The following is a 26717-nucleotide window of genomic DNA, read 5'->3' on the forward strand; positions in this document are numbered from 1 at the left end:
CAGTCAGTGTAACTTCTGACTGCTTTCCTCTCTAACAATCAATCCGCGCCTCAGTACTAATGTCTATTTTTTATCTTTTCTTCTATCCGTGCTTTGCTTCTGTCTGAGCTTTTAGTCCAAACTCCAGTTTATTGCTCACACCAGTCATGAATTGAGGACTCCGCTCAATGCTATTTTAGGATTTACTCAAATTCTCAAACGAGAAACTACAAATCTCACTCTCCAACAGCGTGGACTTGAAGTTATACAACAATCAGGGGAACATTTACTCACTTTAATTAATGATATTTTATATTTAGCAAAAATTGAAGCAGGTAAACTCGATTTAGAATTACGGGAACTCATCCTGCCTTCATTTTTGGATAATCTTGCTGATATTATTCATATGCGTTGCCAAGAGAAAAATATTGAGTTTGAACACCAGATTCTTGGAGATTTACCGACATTGGTAAAAGGAGATACAACCCGTCTGCGTCAACTATTACTCAATCTCCTCAGTAACGCAGTAAAATTTACAAACAAAGGTAAAGTAATTTTTAAAGTTGGTTACGTTGCAAATTTTTCGGCAGTACAAATAGATAGAACTTCTACCTCTGTTGCTAACCAAGATAAAATTCGTTTTTACATTGAAGATACAGGTATTGGCATTCCTGAAGAGAGGTTAGCAGATATTTTTACACCTTTCTATACAATCAAAGCAGAATCATCTCAAGAAGGAACAGGACTGGGTTTGAGTATTAGTCAAAACCTAGCTGAGCAAATGGGTTCTCAAATACAAGTTAAGAGTACTTTAGGGAAAGGGAGTACATTTTGGTTCGATCTAAATTTTTCTGTCCTAGAAACTCCTATGATGGTGACAACTAATGATGATTTTGCTCGTGAAATTACTGGTTATACAGGGGAACAACGGCGAATTTTAGTTGTGGACGATATAGATACCAACCGAGATATTTTAGTCAATTTTCTTACTCCTTTAGGTTTTGATATACTCGAAGCAAGTTCTGGCGCAGAAGCGATTGCTCTAACTCATAAAAATAAGTTAGATGCGATCTTTTTAGATTTAATCATGCCGGAAGTAAATGGTTGCGAAGCCATTAGACGCTTAAGAAAAGAATCTCAGTTCCAAGATTTGCCAATAATTATTATTTCTGCTAGTACCCTACCCATACACAAATCTCAATGTTATGAGGTAGGAGCAAATGAATTTCTGAATAAACCCCTTAGTTTTGAGCAATTACTGCGAATTCTTGAGATCTATTTAAAACTTGAATGGATAACTTCAGATGGCACGACGCGATCGCTGCTTACTCAACCATTACCAGCAACACCAGCAGCTAAAAATACTGCGGCTCAATCCTTAATCATTCTTTCTCAAGAGAAATTAACTCATCTTTGGAATTTAATCATTCAGGGCGATATTCGAAGCGTTATATCCGCAGTAAATCATTGGCAGCAAGATGAACCTCAAGCCACTGATTTTATGCAACAAATAATTAAGTTAGCTGAAACTTGTCAAATGAAAAAACTTAAGGAGTTGATTCGACAACATTTAGAGGAAGCTCTTAGCAGGGAGCAGGGAGCAGGGGAGTAGGGAGCATTTTGCTCCTACTACAATCTTTTTGCAAGATTGATATGCTCCCAGTAAATAGTAGTATTTACACTAATTTATTACTGAAAAATTATTGATTATAGTTTTATGAAATAAAAAATAACGATACGTTTTGAAAGTGGATATTTTTTCCAAAGTGGACACTTTTATGTTCTGTAAACTATCATTAAGTATCTCAAATAGTGCTTATTTCTGCAACTACTGTCTATGCTAAAACAAAATATAGAGCCAGAAACGCAGCAGTTTTTTCAAACTCTGAATCATTTTGTTGCTCAAACACCAAATAGGACACTAGCAGCGAATTCTACCACTAATAACTCAAAGACAATATTGATTGTAGATGATACGCCAAATAATTTACAGGTATTGTTTTCTTATTTAGAGAGTAAGGGCTACAAAGTTTTGTTAGCTGAAGATGGCGAAAGTGCATTGCAAATTGCCGAATCCCAACCCCTAGACTTAATTTTATTAGATGTACTAATGCCCGATCTCGATGGTTTTCAAACATGTCGTCTCCTTAAACAGAAAACATCTACCAGAGACGTTCCTGTAATTTTCTTGACTGCCCTTTCTGAAACTTTTAACAAGGTTCAAGGATTCAAGCTAGGTGCAGTTGATTATATTACTAAACCTATCCAACAGGAAGAGGTTTCAGCACGGATTGAAACCCATCTCAATCTGCGAACAATGCATCGTATCCTAGCAGCACAAAACAGACAGCTAAAACAGGCTTTAGATTTTGAAGCCTTGGTACGACGTATTACTGATAAAATTAGAGATAATCTGGACGAGAGCTATAGCTTGCAGATAGCGGCTCAAGAGTTAGTAAGCATTCTTGAAATCAGTTGCTGCCAAATTGAACTTTATGACTCCGATAGAATGACAGCAACTATAGCTCACGAATATACAATGACTTTACCCAAAGGTCAAGGACAAACTAGACAAATAAATGATTTTCCCGAAATTTATCAGCAACTCCTAAATAAAAATCCTCTACAATTGGTAGAAACCATTCCTCAATTTAATCCCCAAGGAGTTCAAGTAACGCGCTTGGCTTGTCCGATTTTTGACAAACAAGAAATTATGGGAAACCTTTGGGTACTTAGACCACCAGAAGAAGTCTTTTCTCTGTTAGAGATTCAGCTAATGCAACAGGTGGCTTCTCAATGTGCGATCGCCATTCGCCAAGCTCGACTTTATAAAGCTGCTAATCAACAAGTCAAAACACTGGCTAGGCTAAATCATATCAAAGACGATTTCCTAAAACATATTTCTCACAAATTAAAAGCACCGATGAGTACTATTTCTCTTGCCAGCGAAACTCTAGAAAAAATCTTGATCAGTGAAAACAATCCAAGAGAATCTCCTACTTTTAAACGAGTCGTTGGAATTTTTCATGAATCATGTCAACGACAAAAGGTATTAATTGATGATTTACTAGCTCTTTGTTATCTAGATACTAAAGCCAAAACTATACAGAATCAATTAGTTGAACTCAATTTTTGGCTTTCGCAGCGTGTGTACTTATATTTGAGAGATGCTCGTAACCAGGAACAGGAATTAATTCTAAATTTAGCACTAGAAAAGTTATATATTTCTGTTGATCCAAAAATTTTAGAGCGTATTGTTCGGGAATTAGTGCATAATGTTTGTAAGCACACTCCAGCAGGTGGAATAATTACCATTCAAACGGAAACTCGTCAATCATCTATTGCTCTATGTATCATGAATACTAATACTGCGGTCGAAATCCCTCCGGAAGATAAAGTCTTCATTTCTAATGACTTTAATCGCATGAAAAATAACGAACTTTGGAAATACGATTATACTGATTTGGGGCTCCCATTGGTTAGAAAATTGGTGGAAATCCTAGAAGCTTGTATTGAAGTTAAAAGTCAAAACAACCAAGCACTTTTTTGTCTTAAATTTCCACGGAGATATATAACGAGATAGAAGTTTTCACTGAGATCTGAAAAACAGAAACGTTTTCCACCTTAAATAAGGAGAAGGCGGTGGGTTGGCGTGAAAGAGCAACGGAGCAGGGGAAGAAATAGGATCGGATCCGAAATCTTAAATTGCCAAAGTGGTGTTAAATATTAACATCGCTCTACCTGCCGTTAGCAATGAACGAAACGACAACAGAGAACACCAATCGTCCGTTTTGGCAACGAATCCCGCTTGCGTTGCAAATCGTCATCGCACTGATTCTTGCTGTAGTTCTAGGAATTGCACTAGGTGCAGGACACCCCAATGAAGCCAATAAAGCCTTCATCGAGAACTTGGCGATTCCCTCCCAACTGGTACTAAAAGCCCTTCGTGCTCTAGCTACACCTCTAATTTTTGTAGCAGTGCTGCATACCTTGATGACAACCCACATCCCAGGTAGGGTAGGACGGCGTTTAGGTATACTGCTATTAACTAACACCACTGTAGCTATTCTAATAGGGCTTTTCGTTGCTAATGTTCTACGCCCCGGCACCTGGAGGCGTTTTTCTGCCCCCGGAAGCACAATCACAGCCAAGCAAAACCTAGATCCCTGGGGATTGTTCAAAGATGCTATACCAGAAGCCATTCTCCAACCACTAGTTAATAATGATGTCCTTCAACTTATCGTTGTAGCTCTGAGCTTTGGCATTGTCCTTCGTGCTATAAAATCAGAGCAAGTTGCTCAAGGTAAGACGGGATACCAAGCGATAGAAGAGGTGATTGGCATTTTGTTTGAGGCGGTGATCCGCATTCTCAACTGGGTGATTACCTTGGTTCCTTTCGCTGTTTTTGCAATTGTGGGAAAAACAGTAGCAGAAAAAGGCTTTGAACCGTTTCTATCTTTAGGTGCGTTTGTGATCGCAGTGTTGCTAGGACTAACATTACAAGCCTGCTATTACCTCACCAGAGTCAAATTGGGTTCTTGGGTTAAACCGATCAACTTCCTGCGCGGTGGTTCCGATGCCTTTTTGACAGCTTTTTCAACAGACTCCTCGACAGCAACAATGCCTGTCACATTTCAAATTTTGCAGGAAAAAATCGGCTTGCGGGAATCATCTGCTTCTTTGGGCGCTTTAGTTGGCACCAACTTTAATAATGATGGGACTGCTCTTTATGAGGCAATGTCTGCATTGTTTATTTCCCAAGTGCTGGGGCTACATTTAAATATAGGACAGCAATTAGTTGTCATTATAACCTCGATTTTTGCCTCAGTAGGTGCAGCCGGTATTCCAGAAGCGGGGTTGGTGACAATGACACTTGTTTTCAGTTCCGTTGGCTTACCTACACAGTACATCGCTTTACTCTTAACTGTAGACTGGTTTCTAGATCGCAGCCGCACTGTGATCAATGTTATGGGGGATATGACTGTTAGTGCTTTACTTGATGGCAAAACTCCTCGCTCTCTTGAACAAGAGGAATCAGTGACGAATTAAGATCACCCAAACCATGTATTTGCTTCAACTCCAACCCTCGCTCAAATATTTCATCAATAGGTAACATCTGACCATCTGTAGTCATAAACTTATGGTCTTTTGTTGCCCGAATAACAGAACCATCTTCTAAAGAATATTCAAAAACCTCTTGTTGACCACGATTATGCCATTGTGCAATAGGTTGTGTGTAAATATTCCCATTACTATCAACTGTGTAAACCGTGCATTCTATACGGTTTTCTACAATTTCCCCAATCTTGAGAAAACCATATTCTCTGGTTAAAACCTCAGTATCATAACTCAAGCAATATTCGGCAAATTTTAACATTTGCTCGAATAAATCTTCAGCTATTTGCTTCTTTACTCCATTTTTTGCTGCACCGTCAACGAATTTTTCTCGTTGCTTTTGCATCTCGGAAACTTTTTTCTTTCCCATAGCACGGCGTAGCAAATCGGCTTGCCCTAGAGAATATCCAGCCATATCTTGAGCAATTTTCATGATTTGCTCTTGATAGACCATAATTCCATAAGTTTCGTCTAGAACAGGTTCAAGTATAGAGTGTTCATATTCTATTTTCTCTCGACCGTGTTTTCTGTTAATAAACTTAGGAATCAGTCCTGCATCTAATGGCCCTGGTCGATAAAGTGCTAGAATCGAAGAAATATCTTCTATATTAGAGGGTTTCAAATCGCGCACTATCTGGCGCATTCCAGAAGATTCTAATTGAAAAACACCCTCTAATTCACTGGCTTCTAACAGCTCGTATGTCTTCTTGACATCTTTGGGTAGTGTGTTCAATTCTCCTTTGGCTAATATCTTCTGCGCTTTTCTTTCTTGGCTAGTTATGTCATAAGGATCAATCTTAAATCCTCGATTTTCGTGAATCAAATCAATTGTTCTCTGGATTGTCGTCAGGTTTCTTAACCCTAAGAAATCCATCTTCAATAAGCCCAGTGCTTCTAGATCTTCCATAAAATACTGGGTAATCACAGAACCGTCATTATTTCTTTGTAGCGGTACAATTTCATCTAGAGGGTCAGCAGATATCACCACACCTGCTGCATGAACGCCAAAGGTTTTGTTAGTTCCCTCAATGCGGATCGCCATATCAAGCCAATGGCGAACGCTCGGATCGTTATCGTATTTGTTTTTAAACTCTGGTTCTGGTGTATCCTCAGAAATCATCACCGACAGTTTAGTCGGTTTACCCCGTGAAACAGGGATTAACTTTGCCATTTTGTCTGCTTCACCGTAGGGAATATTTAACACCCTGGCAACATCTTTTAAAACTGCTTTGGAAGTCAGACGGTTAAAGGTGATGATTTGGGCAACTCTGTCTTTGCCATATTTTTCTGTAACGTAATCAATAACTTGATCTCGTTTATCAATACAGAAATCTGTATCAATATCAGGCATTGATTTACGTTCAGGGTTGAGAAATCTCTCAAATAACAATCCGTGATGTACCGGATCAATGTTGGTTATTTGCATAGCATATGCTACCAAAGAACCTGCCGCTGAACCCCTGCCAGGTCCAACTGGTATACCAGTATCTCTTGCAAATTTGATGTAGTCCCACACAACTAAAAAATATGTGGAAAATCCCATTTGCTGAAGCATTTTTAACTCATATTCCAGTCGATCTTTGTAAACTTGGTCAACTTCATTTCTAGATTTGCGATTTAATCGTTCTAAAAGCCCTTGCCAAGCCACTTCTTCGACATAAGTGTCCGCAGTATGACCTGATGGAATAGGATAATTAGGGATGCGAGGCTCACCCATGATTTGGTAAGGCTCTACCTTGTCTGCAATTTCTAAAGTTGTTGCGATCGCCTCCTCTATAACATCATCAGGCAAATGGTCTCGAAATAGCTGCTTCATCTCCTCAGTTGATTTTAAATATTCAGTACCGCTATAGCGCATGCGGTTATCTTCAGCAATCAATTTGCCTGTCTGAATACACAGTAAAGCGTCGTGTGCTTCAACGTCGTAACAAGAGATAAAGTGGGAATCGTTCGTAGCGATAAATTTAATATCTAGCTCTCGGGCAATTTTAACAATTTCTACATTAACAATACGGTCTTCTGGAGAGCCGTGGTCTTGAATTTCTAAATAAAAATCATCCCCAAAAACTTCTTTATACCAACGAGCAACTTTACGAGCAGCCTCTAGCTTATTACTGAGAATAGCTTGGGGTATTTCCCCACCTAAACAAGCACTCGTAACAATCAAACCTTCATGGTATTGTTTGAGATATTCTTTATTGATGCAAGGACGCGAAAAAATTCCCTTGCCTTGTACACCTTTGAGGTGAGAGTCTGTGGTTAATTTTACTAAATGTTTGTAACCTTTTGTATTTTTAGCTAAAACAACTTGATGATAGCGAGGACGGCGTTCTTGTTTTGTGATATCGCCGTTGATTACATACATTTCGTTGCCGATGATTGGCTTAATATTCTTGCTGCGGCAGATTTTGATCAGTTCAATCGCACCGTACATCACACCGTGATCAGTCAAGGCGATCGCTTTCATCCCTAGCGCGATCGCTCGATCAACTAAATCTTGCAATTGACTTGCTCCATCAAGCAGACTGTAGTCACTATGAATGTGCAAAGGTACGAAGGACATATTACGTTCCCACCAGAAGCCAAAAAACAGAAACGTTTTCCAGAATAACGCAGTTTGTCCTGTTTTGTGTAAATGCAGGGGCAAACCTTGGTAAGCCCCTCCAATCTTCAAGGACTAGCTAAGAAGGTGCAAAAGCAATCTTATCTGCTGCAAATGAGGTTACTAGCTCCAACACACCTGTTTCTTCATTTACCCAGAACACAGAACTCGTGCTTTGATAGGTGGGGTTGGCTAAGACAAAGGTTCCATTGTCTAATGGAGAGTAAGCTTGACTTTGAACATCATTTGACAAAGGCTTACCGTTGTACCTAAGTTCTGATAAAGTCTTATAGGTTCCCTGATCCAAGAATATCTGCACAATCTTAACAGAGCCTTGTCCACTAATATTAGTGGCGTAAAGGTGTCCCTTTGGGCATTGGGTAAGATTGCTAAAACGCTGATTTTCCGGCAAAGAGAAGTTGTTGATAAAACTTACCTGACCTGTTTTTAAGTCAATTTTTGCTAACTTAAAGGGAGGAGTTCCTTGGTTGAGACTAATGATACTTAGAATCCCACCACCTTTAGGAGCGCACAGACTCTCTATTGTACTATTTTTGTCTAAACCTTGTAACGCTGGTAGAGCATCTGAGAAACAAAGCAGCCGACTAGGCTTAGGGTTTTGCGAAGTCGTTGCAGGGGAAGTAGCAACCACAACTCTGCCATCAGCTAAGACTGTAAAACCGCTTATTCGCTCGTTGGGTTGTAATGTAAGCTCAAGATTTTGAGCAGTTAAATCGTTAACCGAACTATTGGTTAAGTTTAAAGAAAACATCTGTGCTGTGTTATCAACAGCACGCACACCATAGAGTGACTGTGACGGAACAGGAAAGTCATAAGCATGAGCTTTCTTGCCTAAGTTGACTAACACAGATGTTGCTGCTGTGCCAGCTACTATATTCTGAATAAACTGTCGCCGCTTCATAATTGAGAACATCCTTCTATTACCACAGTTGAGGTAAATTAAAACCCTGCTTATGATTGAGTGATCTGACTCCAGGCTTTAATAATTATCTGCAACTCATTAGGCAAATGGCTTTGAGAAATATCATTATATTGAACGGTTCCTTCACGGCTAGTTAACGTGTAAGTCTTGTAATCAGCCGAGCCCGTAGATGCTGGATAACTTTGATTTTTGAATTTGCTAAATTTCTCTTTTTTTAGCAAGTCTTGAAATTGTTGCACTTGTGAGCGAGAAATACGTCTCACATTACGGGAAGAATTATTGGTGTTTTTGATATTAACATGAATTATGGACCCATCATTTAGTAACATAGTTTTATCCGTTATCCCAGCAAAACCACCACTGGAAATTTGCTGAAATATAACATTTCTTTCTAGAGGTGGGGGTAACTCACTCCGGGGAATCGTAACAGGTTGAATTTGTTCCTCTTTAGTAGTGGGTGATTGATTTTGTGAGATTTCGCTCTTATTAGGGTTTAATCTCACAACAGAGCCAGAATCATTGGTGTGATAAACCAAAGTTTTCCCACTGGCTCTAACAGCCACTTCCCAACCATTAACCAATACCTGAGTGCATAATTCATCAGCACTTGACACTTCTAAACACCCATTGTTCCAAGTCCGAGGCTGAGCTTCAATGATTTTTAGCTTAGAGGTTGGTAACTTTACATCTTGAGATGCAACTTTTAGAACAGCATTTTTCACAGGTGCTGGTAATTTTTCCTGGCTTGTGATATTACCGGAATCCGCTAACAGAAAAGATGGTGTGTTAGTCAGGTTTGTTGTAATTTGTAACAACTGTGTAGCGTTCGCTGTAGCAATTTTGAAAGGCATTAGCCTACCAAAAACAGACAAAATGCTGATCAATACGAAGACCATGACAATCTGGGCTTGTTTGCTCATAACATACTTTTTTTTGTTAGTCTTCATACACACTGCTTTGCGGGAGCTTGGGAACTCTGGAGCTTAATTCTGTAGCAAATTAACAGGTTTTAGATAGGTAAACACTTAATTTCAGTTTCTAAACTTTGTCTATTTCGACACCCTGAGTGCTAAAGTGTTCTAGCTTGCTAATATCAGAAACTCTGATAATTCTAAAGAGTTATGCCAAGCTATTTTGTTTTGGTAAATGCACTTTACACAGAAATGAATGCTAGATTTGGCAGGCGCTTATAAAAAGCTCTACACCTTCTTTCCCTACTTTATCATAAGCGTCACAAATAACACCAAATTTTCAATTCTAAAGCAATAGTATTTTATCCCTAGTAATTTGCTAAAGAAAAAGTGCCTGAAATGGTCTATAAAAAAGGAAGTGGCTTTGATTTCGTGTCATTTAAACATGCAGTGTAAGTGACATATATAAGCAAATATATACTTTCTACATTCTTCTATAGCAATTCGGAACATGTTTTTGGGACTCTTCACCTGCAAACACATCACTCTGGGAAAAAGACTTTCCTCACTATGCTATTTTGATCTTCAATCTTCCGGTTCTTCTCGATGGTGTTCTCGGTGCTTTCCCGTATCTTTTGGTAGCATTATTTCTGTGGTTTTGATCTCCATCTGGCCTTATCTTTGGCTTACTCTTAGGCCAGTTTCATGTGTGGTGGAGACACATTCTTGCTTTAGGTTGCCACACTCCACAGTTCATAATTTTTGTATGCAAGGTTCTATTTATTACAACCCCTGAAAGACATTGGTTACACCATCAAAAAACTAATTTAGCTTATGGTGATATTTTGACATTTTTTGAGCAACCTGCTAAAACTTGGCTACGCTGGCTACGTCTTTTAAGGTTACATCTGAGACAATCACACATCTAGCTATCACGGCGATCGTGCAATACAATTTTTGAGTTCCGCTTGTTGTAATACTTTCACTACCCTAAGTGTTAATATTCTCGTTTGCTTTCTGGTTGAGTTTTAGCATGTTCTCGAAATTCAACCAGAATTTTCCGTTATTATTTTCGTTTTAGTACTTCTGAATCATGTTAAGATGTGATATCAATAAATAGGAGTCAGGAGACAGAATTCAGGAGTCAGAATACACCACCCATAAGGGGATGGTGTTTTAAAAAAAGTTTCAACCCCTATCTCGTCCACTCATAGACAAGGTTTTAACCAGTATTGCTCATTCTGACTTCTGGCTCCTGACTCCTGAATTCTTCTTTATAAATCACAAAGAACTCAGGACTGATTAACAGACTAAAAGTTCTGATAACTGCGTTGTACGTTGTATGTTCTACGTTCTTCTTTAACTGCAATAAGAATGCAACAACTAGCAATAATTCCTCCCAGTTGTAGGCAATGGCAGAAAACCCGAACTCCAGTAGATTCAATAATATTGAAATGAATGCCACTGCCTACGATGCTACTCAGGTGAGTACAGTAGGGCAGTTAAACCCAATAGAAGTCAAAATTGCTGACCATATAAAACCAATACTAGAAAAATGGCAGAAACTTCCTCTACCAGAATTATCAAGGTTTCTTAAAACAGGGAATCCGCGCAACACTTTAGCTTACTGGCAGGGGCGTAAAAAAGAAATTACCCAAATACATCAATGGCTTGCTGATCACAATACTTCCTTAGTTGGCATACAAGGCATCGGCGGTATAGGGAAATCAACGCTAGCAGCTAAAATTTATGCAGAATTTGAGGGTTTCTCTAAACGATTCTGGGGTGATGTCAGTTATGGGGCAGGTTTTAGCGATTTAGCCCGCCAAGCACTCACTGAGTTTGGTTTTCCTATACCAGAACAAGAAGCTCTGTTGCTCAAGGCGCTAATGAAGTGTTTGCAACAAGGTGAATATTTGCTGATTATCGATAACCTAGACGGTTTATTACAACCAAATAGACAATGGGCAAGTCAATTGTACGGCGATTTTTTCAGCGCGTGGGTGAAATATAGTGGTCGTAGTAAGGTGTTAGTAACAACAAGAGAAAAACCAGAATTACAAGGATTTCAATGGTTATCTCTCTACGGTTTGCAAGTGGAAGACGGAGCAGCACTGTTAGCAGAGTCAGGAATTAAAGGCAATTTAACAGAGTTCGTTAAATTGGTAGATGGACATCCCTTGTTATTGAGATTAGTAGCAGATTTGTTAACTGAAGAATATCCTCAAGATCCTAATTTAGCAAGATTAGCAGATTTAGATTTGGGGCATTTACCGCAGTTGTTAACAGACTCATTGATCAGTAGGCAGTACCAACGGGTAAATGTGGGGATGGTATCGGTGCTAGATGCCAGTTTTGCACGCTTGAGCGAATTGCAAAAAGCTTTATTGCTCAATCTTAGTGTTTATCGTGGTTCTATTGACGTTAGTGCGGCGGCGGCAGTGTTTTCTGGCATTTCGCAGTTTGATATCGAGGGAGAATTAAGGAATTTTGTTAAGCGTTCTCTGTTGTTAGAAACACTCAATCATCAGCAGTTTGAGTTTCACCCAGTGGTGTTAGACTATTTGCGGTACAAGGCTGGTGAACAAACAGCAGTTCATCAACAAGCTATTAACTACTATCTTCTGAATGCTAAGCAGAAGCCTTGGCAGACTAAAGAAAATATTAAGGAATATTTAGAAGTTCTCTATCACTGGTATCAATTAGAAAATTATGACTCAGCCTTTAATATATTAAAGGCATGTAATAGTTTCTTGACAATGCACGGCTATTACACTGATCTTGTAAATTTATACGGAAAGTTCATAGTAGCTTGGGAAAAAACGAGACATGAAAAAAACCAGGATTATCTAGCTACTCTCACTTCATTAGGGAATGCGTATAATTCTCTGGGGCAGTACCAACAAGCTATTGAACTCCTGTTGCAATCAAGGGAGATTGCTGTGGAAATAGGCGATCGCTACAGTGAGGTGAATTCGTTAATTTGTTTGGGTAATGCTCATAATTCTCTGGGGCAGTACAAACAGGCTATTGAATTTCTGTTGCAATCAAGAGAGATCGCTATTGAGATCAGCGATATTGATGGGGAAAGTAGTAGCTTAATCGGGTTAGGTAGTGCTTACAACTTTCTGGGGCAGTACGAGCAAGCTATCGAAGTCTTCCAACAATCAACAAAGCTCAAAAGAGAGATGGGCGATCGCCATGGCGAAGGAACCTCGTTAGGCAACTTGGGCAATGCTTATTACTCTTTAGGACAGTATCAGCAAGCGATTCATCTGTACCAGCAATCAAGGCAGATAAAAAAAGATATTGGGGATCGCTATGGCGAAAGCGCTTCCTTAATCAATTTGGGTAATGCTTACTACTCTCTAGGAGAATACGAACAAGCTATTGAGTTTCTTTTGGAGTCAACGAAAATCTCCAGAGAGATAGGGGATCTGAATGGAGAGGGTAATTCTTTAATCACTTTGGGTAATGCGTACAATTCTCTGGGGCAATACCGACAAGCTCTTGAATGCCTCCAGCAATCAAGAAATATAGCCAGCAATATTAGCGATCGCTACGGGGAAGGGAATTCTTTAATTGGTTTGGGTAGTGCGTATAACTCTTTGGGACAATACCAACAGGCTATAGAGTGCCTTCAGGAATCACGAGACATATTTAAGGAAATTGGCGATCGCTATGGCGAAGCGACTTCTTTAGGGAATTTGGGCAACGCTTACAGATCGTTAGGGCAATATCATCAAGCTATTGTATTTCTTCAGCAATCACGAGAAATATTTAAAGAAATTGGCGATCGCTATGGTGAAGGCAGTTCGTTAGGTAATTTGGGTAATGCTTATAAATCTATCGGACAATACCAACAAGCTATTAAATTCCTTGAGCAGTCACGGGAAATCTTTAAAGAAGTTGGTGATCTCTACGGCGAGGGGAACTCCTTAATCAGTTTGGGTAATACTTACAAATCCATAGGGCAATACCAACAAGCTATTAAATTCCTTGAGCAGTCACGGGAAATTTTTAAAGAAATTGGCGATCTCAATGCCGAGGGGAATTCATTAGGCAACTTAGGTAATGCTTACTACTCTTGGGGGCATTACCAACAAGCTATTGTGTTCCTCTTGCAGTCAACAGAGATAGCGAAAGAGATCGGCGATCGCTACGGGGAGGGGACTTCTCTAAACAATTTGGGTAACGCTTTCTACTACTTAGGGGAGTACCAACAAGCCGTGTACTTCCTTCAACAGTCAAGGGAGATCAAAAAGGAAATTGGCGATCGCCACGGTGAAAGTACTTCGTTAAACAATTTGGGTAATGCTTATTACTGTTTGGGCAAGTATGAAGATGCCCTAGAGTTGTACCAGGAGTCAAAGGAGATCAAAAACGAGATTGGCGATCGCTATGGGGAACAGACTTCATTAATCGGGTTGGGTAATGCATACAACTCTTTGGGCAAGTATCAACAAGCGCTACAGTCGTACCAACAGTCTAGAGAAATCGCTATGGAGATAGGGGATCTGAATGGCGAAGGGACTTCCTTAAACAATTTGGGTAATACTTACTACTTCCTTGGGCAGTACCAGCAAGCCATTAAGTTATTTCACGAGGCTAGGGAAATAGCCAAAGAAATAGACAATCGCATTAGTGAAGCCACAGCTTTAAAGAATTTGGGTAATACTTACTACTTTCTTGGGCAGTATCAACAAGCGCTTAAGTTTTTCCAACAATGTAGCCAGATTAAAAAAGATATAGGCGATCTTCTGGGAGAAGCTAATGTTTTACTTAACTTAGGTGTGACATTAGAAAATCTTAACTGGCAATCCGACGCAATAGCTGCCTATCAAAATGCCCATGAATTGTTTTATGCAATGAGTATTGATGCTCAAGTGCAAATTTGCAAGAATTCGATTAGGCGTCTTAGTAAAACAAATCTAACATTACCTAATCACCTAGGTTTGTGGGATTGGGTACCTAATCTTTGGCGTCGGTTAAAGAATCCACATTGAATGCAAGTATACTGTTAATAGCCACTTTTTTATTTTTCAGAGTATAATTTCCTAAAAAGACAGAGTTGACTTAATTTTTTAATAACGATATTCTACATTTAGAAGTTTTATTTGTTCACCTCTGGGGGGTCTAAAGTTTGACCTTCTAAGAAGGAAAACACAGTTAATTACACACTGGGTTAATCTCAACACCCAAAAACAACCTTATTGTTCAAAGAATCGGATGTGTAAATAATTTTGTGTATGTACTTATAATCTACAAGTTTGGGTTTCGATTTAAATCATTGCCCTAACCCCCTGTTCCCTGTAACATCCCGACACCGCTAGAGAGAAAGTAATCCCTCACTCCTTTGATTATTTGCAAGACAAAATCAAGAGGCATATAGAGTGTCTAGCAGTACATCCTAGGCAAAATTCTCCATATTTAAGCCTCTCAACGCCGAAATTGGTACAGTTTAACCACCTGCAAAAGAGTGTCTTCCACAAATGTGGATGAACACGGGGTAGGGTGTAGGGTGTGGAGTGTAGGGAACCCACGGCTGAAGTCATGGGATTAGAATAACGACGCAGTGAATACGCGCGCTGCGCGTTGCGAAAACATATTTTTTCAAACGTGGGCAACACCAAAACCCCGCGCATGATTCCTCTTCCGATACACCCTACACCCGATTGTTGGCTATGCGAAAAGTAGCTCCTAATCTGGCACTTGAGGGTGTCAAAAGTCAGTTAAAAATTAAGTCTTAATTACTCTGTTTGAGTTTGTTGTGTTAAAACTCAGCTTGCTAGAGATGTCGAAACAATTCAAAAAATGGTTATCAAGCGAATTCAGAGCAAATTTTGATGTCGAACCAAAATTGTTAGAGTAGTAGCATATGAAAGACTTCGTAGCATATATCCAGTCTTTGTATCCACAGCAAGATACCACTCAAATATTGACTATACAAAGAGCTGATATTGCTGAGATTAATACCATACGTCCCGTCAAGGAGATTCTCCAGTATGCTAGACACCACGAGATTTTGTCTAGCCCTTGGCTAATTGCCTTTCAAAAGGGACTTTTGAGTAAGGAGGTTATTACAAATTGGTTGCAGCAGAGGTATTTGCTTAGTTGGTGCTTTCCTAATTGGCTGACATCTGTAGTAGCAAAACTCACAACATCGGAGGCTCGTATTCCCTTACTGAATAATTTATATGAAGAACATGGACTAGTCGAGAACAGTACTCACTCAAATAAACCCCATTCTCAAATGTGGCAGCAATTGTTTGAAGAATTGGGAATTTTGAGAATTGGTGAATCCTTACCTCTGCCCGTATCGGCAAGAGATTTATTTTCAGGCACTCAGTTTTACATCCAAACCTATACAGAAGCGTGCTTCAATCACTCAGTCTTTATTGGATTGGGTGCTATCAGCTTTACAGAAGCTATTCTACCCTATGAAAACAAATTGATTTTGGAAGGATTACAAAGGTTGGGAATTTCTCAGAACGGACAAGAATTTTTTCGACTTCATTGTGAATGTGATGAAACCCATGCCAATGAAATTATTCATGTCATGGAACAAATTGCTGATTCTCCCAGAGAAATTCAGCAAGTCTGGCAAGGTGTTGAAATGGCAGCCATAGCTCGTAAAGCCTTTTATGACACGCTTCTATCTGCCTCTGTTGAAAAAAAAATAGCTTTGGATCTCGCAATCTAAAATCATTTACGAATCAGAAATTCCAAGAATTAGTTCCTCTAAATTCACCTGAGCAGAATATGAACTATAACAAAACACTTGAAGATTCAGTAAAGAATACTGATTTGAGTTCTCTTAGAATCGCTCAAATAACTTTAAAAGTTAGTAATATTGGAAATATTTCAGACTTAGAACAACAAAAATTCTGGGAAATAATGAATGATTTTCATTTTTTGATTCTAGATTGTGAACCATCTGACAATCCCAGAGAAAATATATTAGCTTTAACAAATTTATTAGGTCCCGTAAAGTGGCATAAACGCTCTGAAGAAGATGGTATTGTTCCAGTTAGATACATACCAAATTCCCCCGGCTATCTCGATACAACGAATGATATTGCTCCAATGCACACAGATGGTTCATTTGAAATAGAGCCTCCTAAGATGCTCGCTTTACAATGTGAAGTACCTTCTCAAAATGGAGGATTGTCACAAATAGTTCATGCTGAATCTATCTACGATTACTTGGCTAAAAACTACCCGCAAGAATTACAAAGTTTATTTGATAACGAAGCATTTTACATAGAAAGAGGCGATCAGATAGCCACCCACGCTATCTTCAAGGTAGAAAACAACAAAGTTCGCATGATTTTTAGATCAGAAACAGCTGATGCTTCTATTGAAATCAAAGAAGCTGTGAAAAATGCGTTTTATCTGATCAAAGAGTATGTTAATGATCCTAAAAATCAATTGACTTTTAAACTTCAAGCTAATCAAATACTCGTAATAGATAATACTTGTATATTTCATGGAAGATCTGCTTATGCCACAGATGAGCCTCGTAGATTAAATAAATTGTGGTTTTCTGGAAAGTCAACCTATCCCTATGGATTTCAGTTAGGGTTCACTCCCAAGTCTTAACAGTGAACAGTTATCAGTTATCAGTTACCAATTAATCCCCATGCACCCAGATTTCAATCAGGAATAACTTTTTGTTGCACAAATGAATCCTAAATTCTGTTTGATAAACAATCAGTTTCTATCTTGTTGATTAGGAGAAAACATGAAAGATTCAATATTTCATTTAGCAATACCCTGTAGAGACTTAGATGAAGCTCAGGATTTTTACGAGAAAAAATTAGGTTGTAAGGTGGGACGTAGATCTCCAGACAGAATTAGTTTTAATTTCTTCAGTGCCCAGTTAATATGTCATCTTCATCCTGAAAAAGTAGATAATTCCCCAGAAATTTATCCTAGACACTTTGGAATAAATTTTCAAAGCAAGGAAGATTTTCATGCTGTATTAGAGGCTGCGAAAAAGCACAATCTTGAATTCATTCAAGAACCTTTCTTAGAATACAGAGGAACAGAACTTTTAACCTTTTTCTTGAAAGATCCTTCAAACAATGTACTCCAATTTAAGTCATTTTTAGATGGAGAAATAGTGTATTGAAAAAGAATTCAGAAGTCAGAATTCAGGAGTCAGAAGGCGTGAGTGCGGGCATTGCCCGACTTATAGGATCTGGCGTTGAGAATACAGGAATGAGAATCTTAGATTTTATCCCAGCGAGATGGAAGACAAGTAACACAAGTAAAATGCTTTTACTCAGGAGCTAGACACAAAGCTATTTTTACTTCTAACTCCTGACTCCTGACTCCTGACTCCTGACTCCTGACTCCTGACTTCTGACTCCTGACTCCTGACTCCTGACTCCTGACTCCTGACTCCTGCTCCACCTAAATCAAATCCTGAAGATTTTGAACAGTTTCATTAAGCTCTACAGTAGCGTTTTTTATTTGTGTAATAGCAACTGCTGTTTCTTTTGCGCCTAAGTTAATATTATTCATGGCTGATATGATCTGTTGAACGGCGGCGGCTTGTTGTTTTGCAGTTAGAACAATCTTTTCATTGTTGAAGAAGATGTTTTTGACAGCATCAGCGATGTTTGTAAATGCGTCACCTGTTTCTTGAGCTAATTTAATACCATCGTCAGCTTTTCTTGTGCCTTCCTGGGTTACTAAGACGGTAGAATCTATAGCTCCTTGCACCTGATCAACCAAAAGACTAATTTGAGCAGCTGACTCATTGCTTTGATCAGCAAGGTTACGAATTTCTTTAGCTATCATCCCAAAGCCTGTTGCTTCCTCACCAGCTTTTACTGCTTCTACCTCGGCGTTTAGAGCCAAGATATTTGTTTGGGTTGCAAACTTAGCAACAAGAAGAGAAACTTTAGATATTTGAGAAGTCTGTTGACTCAAATGTGCAGCCTGCCCTGCGATCGCCATGACTTGGTTTCTTAATTCTGAGATACCATCAACTGTCAGAGCAACTGTTGAAACTCCTTTCTCGGTGAGTGTTAGTGCTTGTTGCACTCCTTCTGCCGAAGTTTCAGCTTGCTTTGCTGACTCAGTTGCAAACGCGCCCACTTGCTCAACTGTAGCTGTAGTCTGATTCACTGAAGCTGATTGTTGTACAATCGTGCGTTCCTGCTGAAGGATTGTAGCAGCAATGTTTGTGGAAGAAGTGCTTACTGCATTGGCTGCTTCATTAATTGGTTGCATGATCCAACGAACAACATAGAATGAGATGGATATCCCCGCCGCTACACTCACAACCCATCCGCCCCAATCTAATATTGTTGAAAATTGTTGAAATTGATCTGATGCTTGTTTTGTTTGTGCTAAAATCTGCTGATGTTGCTGATTCATTTGAACAAGCTTAGCTTTGAGGCTATCGGTGATCTGCTGTCCCTTCTTAGACTGTAAAACAGCCAAAACTTCTTGATCTTTTCCAAGTTTTTTAAGAGCGATCGCTTCGTCCAATTCAGCAAATTTTTTCTGAGCTATGTTTACAATCTCATTAGTTGTTGTGACTTGAGATTGTTCGCTATTGACTAGTTGTTTCAAAGACTCAGCGTGCCTTTTAAAAGTATTTCGTCTAGCTTCATAGCGTTCTAAATAGTTTTCATCACGAGTGATGAGATATCCTCTTTGCTCTGTCTCACCATCTATTAAATCGTTCTCAATTTGTGCAAGTAGTTCCTTAACCTCAAATTTCTGGGCGTTCGCTAGCTGCATTTTGATCAATTTAGCTTTGGAAATTTGAGAAATTGTTATAACAATACCGATTAATATCAGAACGATACCAAAACCTATTGGTACAATCTGATCAACTTTCAAAGGGTGTTTTACGTTTTTTCTCTCTGGCATTATTTTTTTCTCTAAAGCTAGTTACGCAAGCATTACTTTTTACCTTGCTCTCATTGAGTAGACAATGAAGTACAAAGTATAAATTGAACAAAACAATCAGGTTTTTTGATGTACAGATAGTTCTGCTTACCTCGTCGTTCAATTGCCTGAGCAAAAGGTAAAGAATTACTGTACTAACAGTAAATTAAATAGCTGGTAGATGTCACACATTTAAATACAATACCCGTGAATGGATTCAATTCAAATCTAGAAATCCTTGTTTAGTAAGGGTTACAAGTTTCAAGGAAACCGGTAATCCGTAGTAAATCAAGGCGATGAAAAATCAGAAAAAATTTGATTTGAGGGATATAGCAACACTAAATTACTAGTTAAAAATGTGTAGAGATATTACATTCAAAATTTTTCTCTCCACATCAGCAAACCATTGGTTTTCGCAACGGATGCATAAATTGCTATAGAAGTACTCCGCATTCATGGGTATTACTTTTAAACATACTGAATAACTAATGGTAAATTTGTACAATATAACAAAAATTCCTGGGTGCAATACCGTAAGTACAAACATACCTCTTATAAACCAGGATGAATAACAACAAAATCAACGATCAAAAGAGTGTAGTATGCAGCAACTGCGGCTACAACACAAATCCTGCTACAGCTACGCATTGTCTAAAGTGTGGAAAACCTTTAGATTATATGCTTTTGCAAAGCAGCAACAAGGGTAAACGATTTACGCCTTGGATGATTTGGCTTAGTTTTGGGTTGCTGTTTGTGATTGTCAGTTACTCAATGTACTCTTTGTTCGGAACTGGAGACACTCTCAACGATTCGAGTATTATTGGAAATTCTAATAGCAGCCCTCAGAACATCCCTTCCGATATCACACTTTACAATTCTATAAAGGAAGTACCGAATGTACCAGGGGGTACATTTAACTATGGAGGTGCGACTCTGTTTGCTTCTCTGAACACTCACGGTTTGAACGACGCAATTATGAAAGCTCACCCTAATTTTCACCTCCGCTACACGGAACCACGAGACAATAAACCAGGTGGGAGAAAGGGTATAGCTATGTTGCTTAATGGTGAATTGAGTTTCGCTCAGATTGCCGCACCTCTTGACGAGCAAGATTATGTCAAAGCTGAACGACGGAACTTCAAGCTCAAGCAGGTACCAGTGGCTTTAGATATGCTTGTCTTGTTTACACACCCAGAAATCAGGATTACTGGACTTTCATTGGATCAAATTGAAGATATATATACAGGTAAAGTCACTAACTGGAAGCAGGTAGGAGGAGCAGATTTAGCCATTGTACCTTTCACTATTGATCCTAGCGCTTCCAATTTGTTGAGCGATCTGATTGGAAAAAAAGCGGCTGCACAAATCAGTCCTAAAGTGCAGTTGGTTCGTGATTACACAGAAGCTATCCGTAAGGTAGTCTCTACGCCAGGCGGAATTTCTTTTGGAGGAAATGCACCACTTATTGGGCAACAATCAATTCGTCCCCTTGCTATTGCTAAAGCTAACTCCCAAAATTATGTGCAACCTTTCATTAATGGAAATCAGCAAAGTAATACTGCTGCAATTAAGAATGGCAGTTACCCTGTCACTCGGCGTCTGTTTATTGTATTTCGTCAAGACGGTACAATTGATGAGTTAGCTGGACATGCATACAGTAAGATGTTACTGACTCAAGAAGGGCAGCAGATTGTTGAAAAAGCAGGGCTAGTTCCCTTACGTTAACTAAGTAGATGGGCATATCAATATTGATGGTTTAGAGTTTTAACCTTAATGCGCATCTTTCCGTCAGGTTTTGTACGATAACATTAACTACTCTATGGCTATCTTCTTTGATTGAAGAATAGCTGATACCTCATATAGCTCGGATTAGGAGGCGAATTCCAATAATTTTTATTTTGGAGTTCATTCAGGATTGCTATGTCAATTTTCTCAAAAAAAATACAACTATATAATTATGAACTATAATTTAAGAGAGTTAGAAATTACTCCAGAAGAACTGCAACAATTAGCGAAGGTCAATATTCAATTATTACAGTTAATAAAAAATAGTTACTTGAAAACAGTAAAATACTTAACTCTTTGGATAAGTTTGTATTGTTTTTTGATTCTCTTTGTTGTCGTCACTATTGGTTGTGAATATAATCGGGGGATATGTGTTCAGCATGGTACACTTATTACTATAAGTACGATCCCAATATCACTAATCATTAGTTTTGTTATAGCTAGCTTTATTTATAAGAGAGAAAGACAAAAGTATAGAATTCTTTTAAGCTTAATTCAGAAAGTAGATAATTATAACAGAGTTTTGATAAAAATGGACAAACTTTATCAATTAGAGTCGGGTAAATTGTCCACAAGATTAATGGATAAAGATAGGGTAATAAAAGCTTTTCAGGAAACAAAGAAAACTTTAGTTAATGCTTTACATAACGAAAGAATTGCGAGAAAAGAACATGACGGGAATACTCGGAAAAAGATGATGAGTGATTCAACATTTCTTTCTCAATTAAACGTAAAAGAACAAGTCAGTGATTGTAACTTCGTTTTAGATGAACTTACGCAAATTTTACTGGATGTGCAAGAAGAGATGAAGATGTTATAGAGGGAGGGATGCGGGCGATCGCGCTGCTGGGTTATCGTCCAAGCCAGCCAGCCAGCCAGCGATTGAAATCGCTGTCTGATAGCTAAAGTCCTCTCAAGAGGACTGCTCAAGGATTTCAGTCCATTTCAATGGACTTAAGCTATTAGCCCGGAACTTAAGTTCCGGGCGGAGTATCGGGCTGATTTAGAATGGGGCGAGATGTCAGCTTCTTTAGGTAGAGCGATCGCGCTGCTGGGTTATCGTCCAAGCCAGCCATCCAGCCAGCCAGCGATTGAAATCGCTGTCTGATAGCTAAAGTCCTCTCAAGAGGACTGCTCAAGGATCTCAGTCCATTTCAATGGACTTAAGCTATTAGCCCGGAACTTCAGTTCTGGGCGGGGTATCGGGCTGATTTAGAATGGTGCGAGTGTCAGCTTCTTTAGGTGGAGCGATCGCGCTGCTAGGTTCTCGTGCAAGCCAACCAGCCAGCGATTGAAATCGCTGTCTGATAGCTAAAGTCCTCTCAAGAGGACTGCTCAAGGATCTCAGTCCATTTCAATGGACTTAAGCTATTAGCCCGGAACTTAAGTTCTGGGCGGAGTATCGGGCTGATTCAGAATGGTGCGAGTGTCAGCTTCTTTAGGTGGAGCGATCGCGCGATCGCTCTATAGCAGTTCTCAATTCTATCCGATACATTTGAGATGTTCCCTCTCTAACTGCTCCTGCTCACCGATCCAATTTCTTTAACACATCCTTGGTAAACGGATTCTTACCCACCCGCAGATCTTGCACCCACCCCTGCCGTTGTGCTTTCATATCTTTATCATTAGTCTGCGCAATGTATGCCTCAAAATCGGCTATAGCTCCTTGGTAATCACCCGTCAGCGCCCTCGCTAACCCGCGACTATCACGAATAGCGCCATCATTCGGGGCAAGTTTCACAGCTTTTTCACAGGCAAATATCACCTCTTTAGCAGATTGATGTAAACTACCTTTCAAGCAAAGACTATTCCAATCTTTAGCACTAATTTCTACTTGCGGATCAAGTTTTTGTGCTTCGTTATAAGCTGCAATAGCTTCCTTTATCTTCTTGTCTTTAACAAGACTCTTGCCCTCACTAACCTTGCGTTCTGCTTTCACTTTGCTCGCAAGCTCTTGTGCTTTTTTGTGCGGGTCAAACTTTAATTCCTTATTCCACTCCAAAGCCGTCTTAAAAGTAGCAACAGCCTCCTCAACATTACCAGCTTTTGCTTTTTCCTCCCCCACTTTGACCAAAAACGGTGCTGCTGCTTTTAATGTAGATGGTGTTTGACATACCTCTAATTTTTGCAGTTCTTCAGGATTAATTATCAAATAATCATGCAACCACTCACAACCAAAATTTAATAGTTCCTCTAAGCCTCTGTGCTGCCACACCTTGGCGGTATTGTCATATGAAGCGGTGACGATCTGCTTGCCATCGGGACTAAAATTGGCGTTTCTGACAAGTTCTGTATGGCCAGAGAGGGTGGCAAGCAACTTGCCTTGGTTGTCCCACACCTTGGCGGTTTTGTCCGAGGAAGCGGTGACGATCTGCTTGCCATCGGGACTAAAATTGGCGTTTCTGACAAGTTCTGTATGGCTCTTGAGTTGATTCCGCTCGTGTATATGATCCAAAATGCCATTTAAAGCAACAATGGGGCTAGTAACAACTGGATATTTTTCTATAGGGGTATTTTTCCCAACCAGCTTTTGTAACTTTTCCCCAGCATCCATCGCTAAGATTAACGCGTCTATTTGGTAGGTATTAAACAGCTGTAAAGCGCTATTCCCTTGTCGTTCTAGAGCAGTAGCTGTCTGTGCATCCTGGATTAACTTTTGGGCATACCAACCTGCTCCAACAGCCCCCAAAATCGCTACTGATAAAATACCCAAACCTATACGAGTAATGCGTTTAGCATTCCGTTCTGCATCAGCAACAATCTGCTGTGCTTCTTTCTTTGTTTCCGCTAAAGCAAATTGAATTTCTCGCTTATCCAACTCCTGACTAGCAGCCAAAAACCGATAATCGTCATCACTTAGGGTTTTATCCTTCGCCCAATCCAAAGCATCCTGCAAAGCCTGTCCACGCAATAACCGCGATTCATCTTCTCGGTTTGTCTCTAACCAAGCAGTTAAAGCCTGGGAATAGGGACGTAATTGCCCCAGTTCATTCTCTACCCACTCAGTATTAAACACCTGTTGGTAAATGCGGTTACGTACCCGTAAAGTATTATCCTCACGCCGCACTACCCCTGATAACTTCAGGTGTGACTTAATAATCGACTGCTCCTCATCAATAACAGGATGTCTACCTAAATGAATTTCTCGATAAACAGTTAACACCTGGTCTTTATTTGGAGCACGTTTGGTAAGCATATCCCGCACAAACTGCAAGTTATTATCTTGCTGGCTCATCGCCCCAAAAAACGTACTGCTAACCACCTCTTCCAATGCTGCTGATGACCAACTGTCTTTATTCTGCTGACTAATAACACTACACAGACGCTGAGTTAAATAAGGATGACCCCCAGTCCATTCCAGCACCCATTTTAACAACTGTTGTGCTTGCTCCGTTGGCAGTCCCAACCCGTCTGCCAAGGGTATTGCTTCCTCAAAAGTAAAATCAGTTAAATCTAATCGTTGTCCAATATTAAAAGGTGTCCGCTTGGGGTCACGAATTAAATCTCCTGGTGTTGCTACCCCAATCAAAACAAACGAAAGACGCTCAAACTTGGCATTCTGCGCACGAGCTACATAAAAGTAGCGAATTGCCGCAAAAAAATCATCCGTAAAATCAAGGCTAAGGGTAGTATCAATTTCATCGACAAAAATCACTACACGGGATGTGACTTCCTCTAGCAAGATATGCTGGAAAAACTTGGTTAATCGCTGGGTAACACCCACATTACTATTTGCTTGCCACCATTGTTCAACATCCGTATCCAGCATCAATTCTTCTTCGATCTTCAGCAGTATACCCAAATACCACTGTTCCGCACTCACCTGTGTACCTATTCCTGTTAGGTCAATAATCACTGACTTCACCGAAACTTTTTTCAACTCAGATGCAGTACTAATCATCAAGCTAGACTTACCCATTTGTCGGGAAGTGAGGATGTAGGCAAACTCTGCTTGTTGACACAACTCTAACAGCTTTTCATCCGCTTGCCTTTTTAAGTAAGTCCCTTTACTAGCTTGGACTGTACCACCTAAAGAGTAAATGTTTGCCTTAGCCACGTAGCTGCTCCCGGAAGTAGTCTGCGTAAAGCTGACAACGGGGTATAACTTCCCGCCCAGATGAGCGTACTAAACCAACACCCCGCAACCGCCAGAATATTTGCTGATCTTCACAGATATTTTCGTTAACCACTTGTCGTAAAGCCTGTTTTAATTCCTCCCTGTCATGTAATAGTGACAATAAGCGCCGTAAATGGTCGCCAAATGCCTTGGTGCTACTAGCATTATTAAATAATTCTGTAGCAGTGATTTGTCCACTAGCAACCAAATACAGTGCTTTGCGCACTAAGTAAGGATGTCCATTTAATAGTGCCATCAATTTCATTTCCGCACTGGTGTTAAAAGGCGAACCATGACGGCGATTCAAGTCTGCTACCTGTTCAAACGTAAAATCTTCTAGTTCGATCACCTGTCCCACATTAAAAGGAGATTGATTCAGGTCGTCAATTAACTGATAAGGCTCCGTAGAAGTCACTAAAACAAGATCTAGACTGTTCCAAATATCACTCATAGCACGACTGTTGTGCCAATTACGCAACATGCCAAAAAAATCATTGCGAAACGGTGAATCAAACACCTTATCCACCTCATCCATTGCCAACACCAATGGACTAGCCAATTCCTTTAAGACGTAACGACTCATGTAGCGCGTACAACGTTGAATATGACTAACTTTTGTCTGCCAATATTCATCTACTCTGTCTTCCAGTTCTAGCTCTTCACTCACCGAAGAACAAAACCGACGAAAAAAAATCTCATCACTGGAAAGATCTGCTTTCCCGAAAAGTTGAAAATCCAAAAATAGTACTTGCTTACTCTCATCCCTAGCCGCTTTCATAATCCGGTTTAATAGGGAACTCTTACCAACTTGACGCGCGCCCTTGATAGAAATTGTCACACCCTCCTGTACAATTGTGTCTAGGGCAATGGTGTCAGCCTGCCGTTCCACGTAAAAAGCAGATTTGAGTTTCATCGTCCCTTCTGGAATCTCCAATACTCCTGGTTGCGCAGAAGCGTAAGGGCGTGGTAAATCAATTGGTTCGTTTAATGGCAGTAAATCAATCTTGGCTTGCGTAGTAATACTTAAATCTTTGCTAGAAATAGCTTGCTTTAACTCTTCTATTAACTTTAGTGTATCTTTATCACCACCCCAGTAAGCCCAGTTAATTTGATTCAAATAAGCACTTAAAGGATACTCAAACGGCTTACGGTATGCTAGCCTTACTGGGAGAATGGCGGGGTGTCCTGACTGGACTTGAGCAAAGTTATGTGCCATGCGGATTTCTGTTTCTACCATCTCACTATGAGCTGAATGCTCACTCAGCAAGACAATCAAAAAATCAGCTTGGCGAATTTCCTCTTCAATTTTTTCAGCCCAAGGTGTACCTACAGAGATATTCTGGTCAATGAAAACTT

The 26717-nt window shown here is 39.7% G+C and carries 15 protein-coding genes and 2 pseudogenes; 10 read left to right on the plus strand and 7 right to left on the minus strand.

The genetic code is table 11. The features are described from left to right. The first annotated feature begins 130 nt into the window (after nt 1–130). The 3 genes from G4P69_RS40495 to G4P69_RS23390 all read left to right on the plus strand — a co-directional run bounded on the left by G4P69_RS40495 (nt 131) and on the right by G4P69_RS23390 (nt 5028). The gene (locus G4P69_RS40495) at nt 131–1591 is read left to right on the plus strand and encodes an ATP-binding protein (RefSeq protein WP_338001572.1); all 1461 of its coding nucleotides are present in this window, start codon (nt 131–133) and stop codon (nt 1589–1591) included. Nucleotides 1592–1816: 225 nt separating this feature from the next. Beyond that, a complete protein-coding gene (locus G4P69_RS23385) occupies nt 1817–3562 on the plus strand; it encodes a hybrid sensor histidine kinase/response regulator (RefSeq protein ID WP_208351486.1) in 1746 nt (581 codons plus the stop codon). Between the two features lie 170 nt (nt 3563–3732). Next, nucleotides 3733–5028, plus strand: coding sequence for a dicarboxylate/amino acid:cation symporter (locus G4P69_RS23390; protein WP_208351489.1), 1296 nt, complete (start codon nt 3733–3735; stop codon nt 5026–5028). 7 nt (nt 5029–5035) lie between these two features. Here G4P69_RS23390 and G4P69_RS23395 read toward each other — a convergent pair. The 3 genes and pseudogenes from G4P69_RS23395 to G4P69_RS23405 all read right to left on the minus strand — a co-directional run. After that, a pseudogene (locus G4P69_RS23395) lies at nt 5036–7657 on the minus strand (DNA polymerase III subunit alpha); the annotation flags it as partial. Between the two features lie 118 nt (nt 7658–7775). Then, nucleotides 7776–8618: a hypothetical protein gene (locus tag G4P69_RS23400; protein WP_208351495.1), complete on the minus strand. Its 843-nt coding sequence runs from the start codon at nt 8616–8618 to the stop codon at nt 7776–7778. 50 nt (nt 8619–8668) lie between these two features. Further along, nucleotides 8669–9586 carry a hypothetical protein gene (locus G4P69_RS23405; protein WP_208351497.1) on the minus strand — a complete coding sequence of 306 codons (918 nt, stop codon included), beginning with the start codon at nt 9584–9586 and terminating at the stop codon, nt 8669–8671. 420 nt (nt 9587–10006) lie between these two features. On the opposite strand from G4P69_RS23405, the pseudogene G4P69_RS39440 reads away from it, so the two are divergent. The 5 genes and pseudogenes from G4P69_RS39440 (at nt 10007) to G4P69_RS23425 (ending at nt 17684) form a co-directional block, all read left to right on the plus strand. Further along, nucleotides 10007–10479 (plus strand): annotated as a pseudogene (locus G4P69_RS39440) (fatty acid hydroxylase). A gap of 483 nt (nt 10480–10962) precedes the next feature. After that, a complete protein-coding gene (locus tag G4P69_RS23410; protein WP_208351499.1) occupies nt 10963–14556 on the plus strand; it encodes a tetratricopeptide repeat protein in 3594 nt (1197 codons plus the stop codon). A gap of 872 nt (nt 14557–15428) precedes the next feature. Beyond that, nucleotides 15429–16253 (plus strand): TenA family transcriptional regulator, encoded by an 825-nt coding sequence (locus tag G4P69_RS23415; RefSeq protein ID WP_208351502.1) that lies wholly within the window; start codon nt 15429–15431, stop codon nt 16251–16253. Between the two features lie 59 nt (nt 16254–16312). Further along, nucleotides 16313–17152, plus strand: a complete 840-nt coding sequence (locus tag G4P69_RS23420) for a TauD/TfdA family dioxygenase (protein WP_208351504.1) — start codon at nt 16313–16315, stop codon at nt 17150–17152. 142 nt (nt 17153–17294) lie between these two features. Next, nucleotides 17295–17684 (plus strand): VOC family protein, encoded by a 390-nt coding sequence (locus G4P69_RS23425; RefSeq protein WP_208351516.1) that lies wholly within the window; start codon nt 17295–17297, stop codon nt 17682–17684. A 284-nt stretch (nt 17685–17968) separates the two neighbouring features. On the opposite strand, the gene G4P69_RS23430 is transcribed toward G4P69_RS23425, so the two are convergent. Then, entirely contained in the window at nt 17969–19441 is a 1473-nt protein-coding gene (locus tag G4P69_RS23430; protein ID WP_208351525.1) for a methyl-accepting chemotaxis protein, read from the minus strand. Nucleotides 19442–20023: 582 nt separating this feature from the next. Between G4P69_RS23430 and G4P69_RS23435 the strand changes: the two genes are divergently transcribed. Then, nucleotides 20024–21184, plus strand: a complete 1161-nt coding sequence (locus tag G4P69_RS23435; protein WP_208351528.1) for a PstS family phosphate ABC transporter substrate-binding protein — start codon at nt 20024–20026, stop codon at nt 21182–21184. Nucleotides 21185–21416: 232 nt separating this feature from the next. Continuing rightward, a complete protein-coding gene (locus tag G4P69_RS23440) occupies nt 21417–22064 on the plus strand; it encodes a hypothetical protein (protein WP_208351530.1) in 648 nt (215 codons plus the stop codon). 351 nt (nt 22065–22415) lie between these two features. Here the strand turns inward: G4P69_RS23440 and G4P69_RS23445 are convergent, their stop codons facing one another. From G4P69_RS23445 to G4P69_RS23455, 3 genes are all read right to left on the minus strand, one after another. Further along, nucleotides 22416–22583, minus strand: a complete 168-nt coding sequence (locus tag G4P69_RS23445; protein WP_208351533.1) for a hypothetical protein — start codon at nt 22581–22583, stop codon at nt 22416–22418. Nucleotides 22584–22769: 186 nt separating this feature from the next. Further along, nucleotides 22770–25301, minus strand: a complete 2532-nt coding sequence (locus G4P69_RS23450) for an AAA-like domain-containing protein (protein ID WP_208351537.1) — start codon at nt 25299–25301, stop codon at nt 22770–22772. Continuing rightward, on the minus strand, nt 25294–26709 hold the full coding sequence (locus G4P69_RS23455) for an AAA-like domain-containing protein (RefSeq protein WP_208351554.1): 1416 nt from the start codon (nt 26707–26709) through the stop codon (nt 25294–25296). Before G4P69_RS23455 ends, G4P69_RS23450 begins: the two co-directional genes overlap by 8 nt. Nucleotides 26710–26717 lie beyond the last annotated feature (8 nt).

It is taken from the genome of Aetokthonos hydrillicola CCALA 1050, from assembly GCF_017591665.1.
GTDB lineage: Bacteria > Cyanobacteriota > Cyanobacteriia > Cyanobacteriales > Nostocaceae > Aetokthonos > Aetokthonos hydrillicola.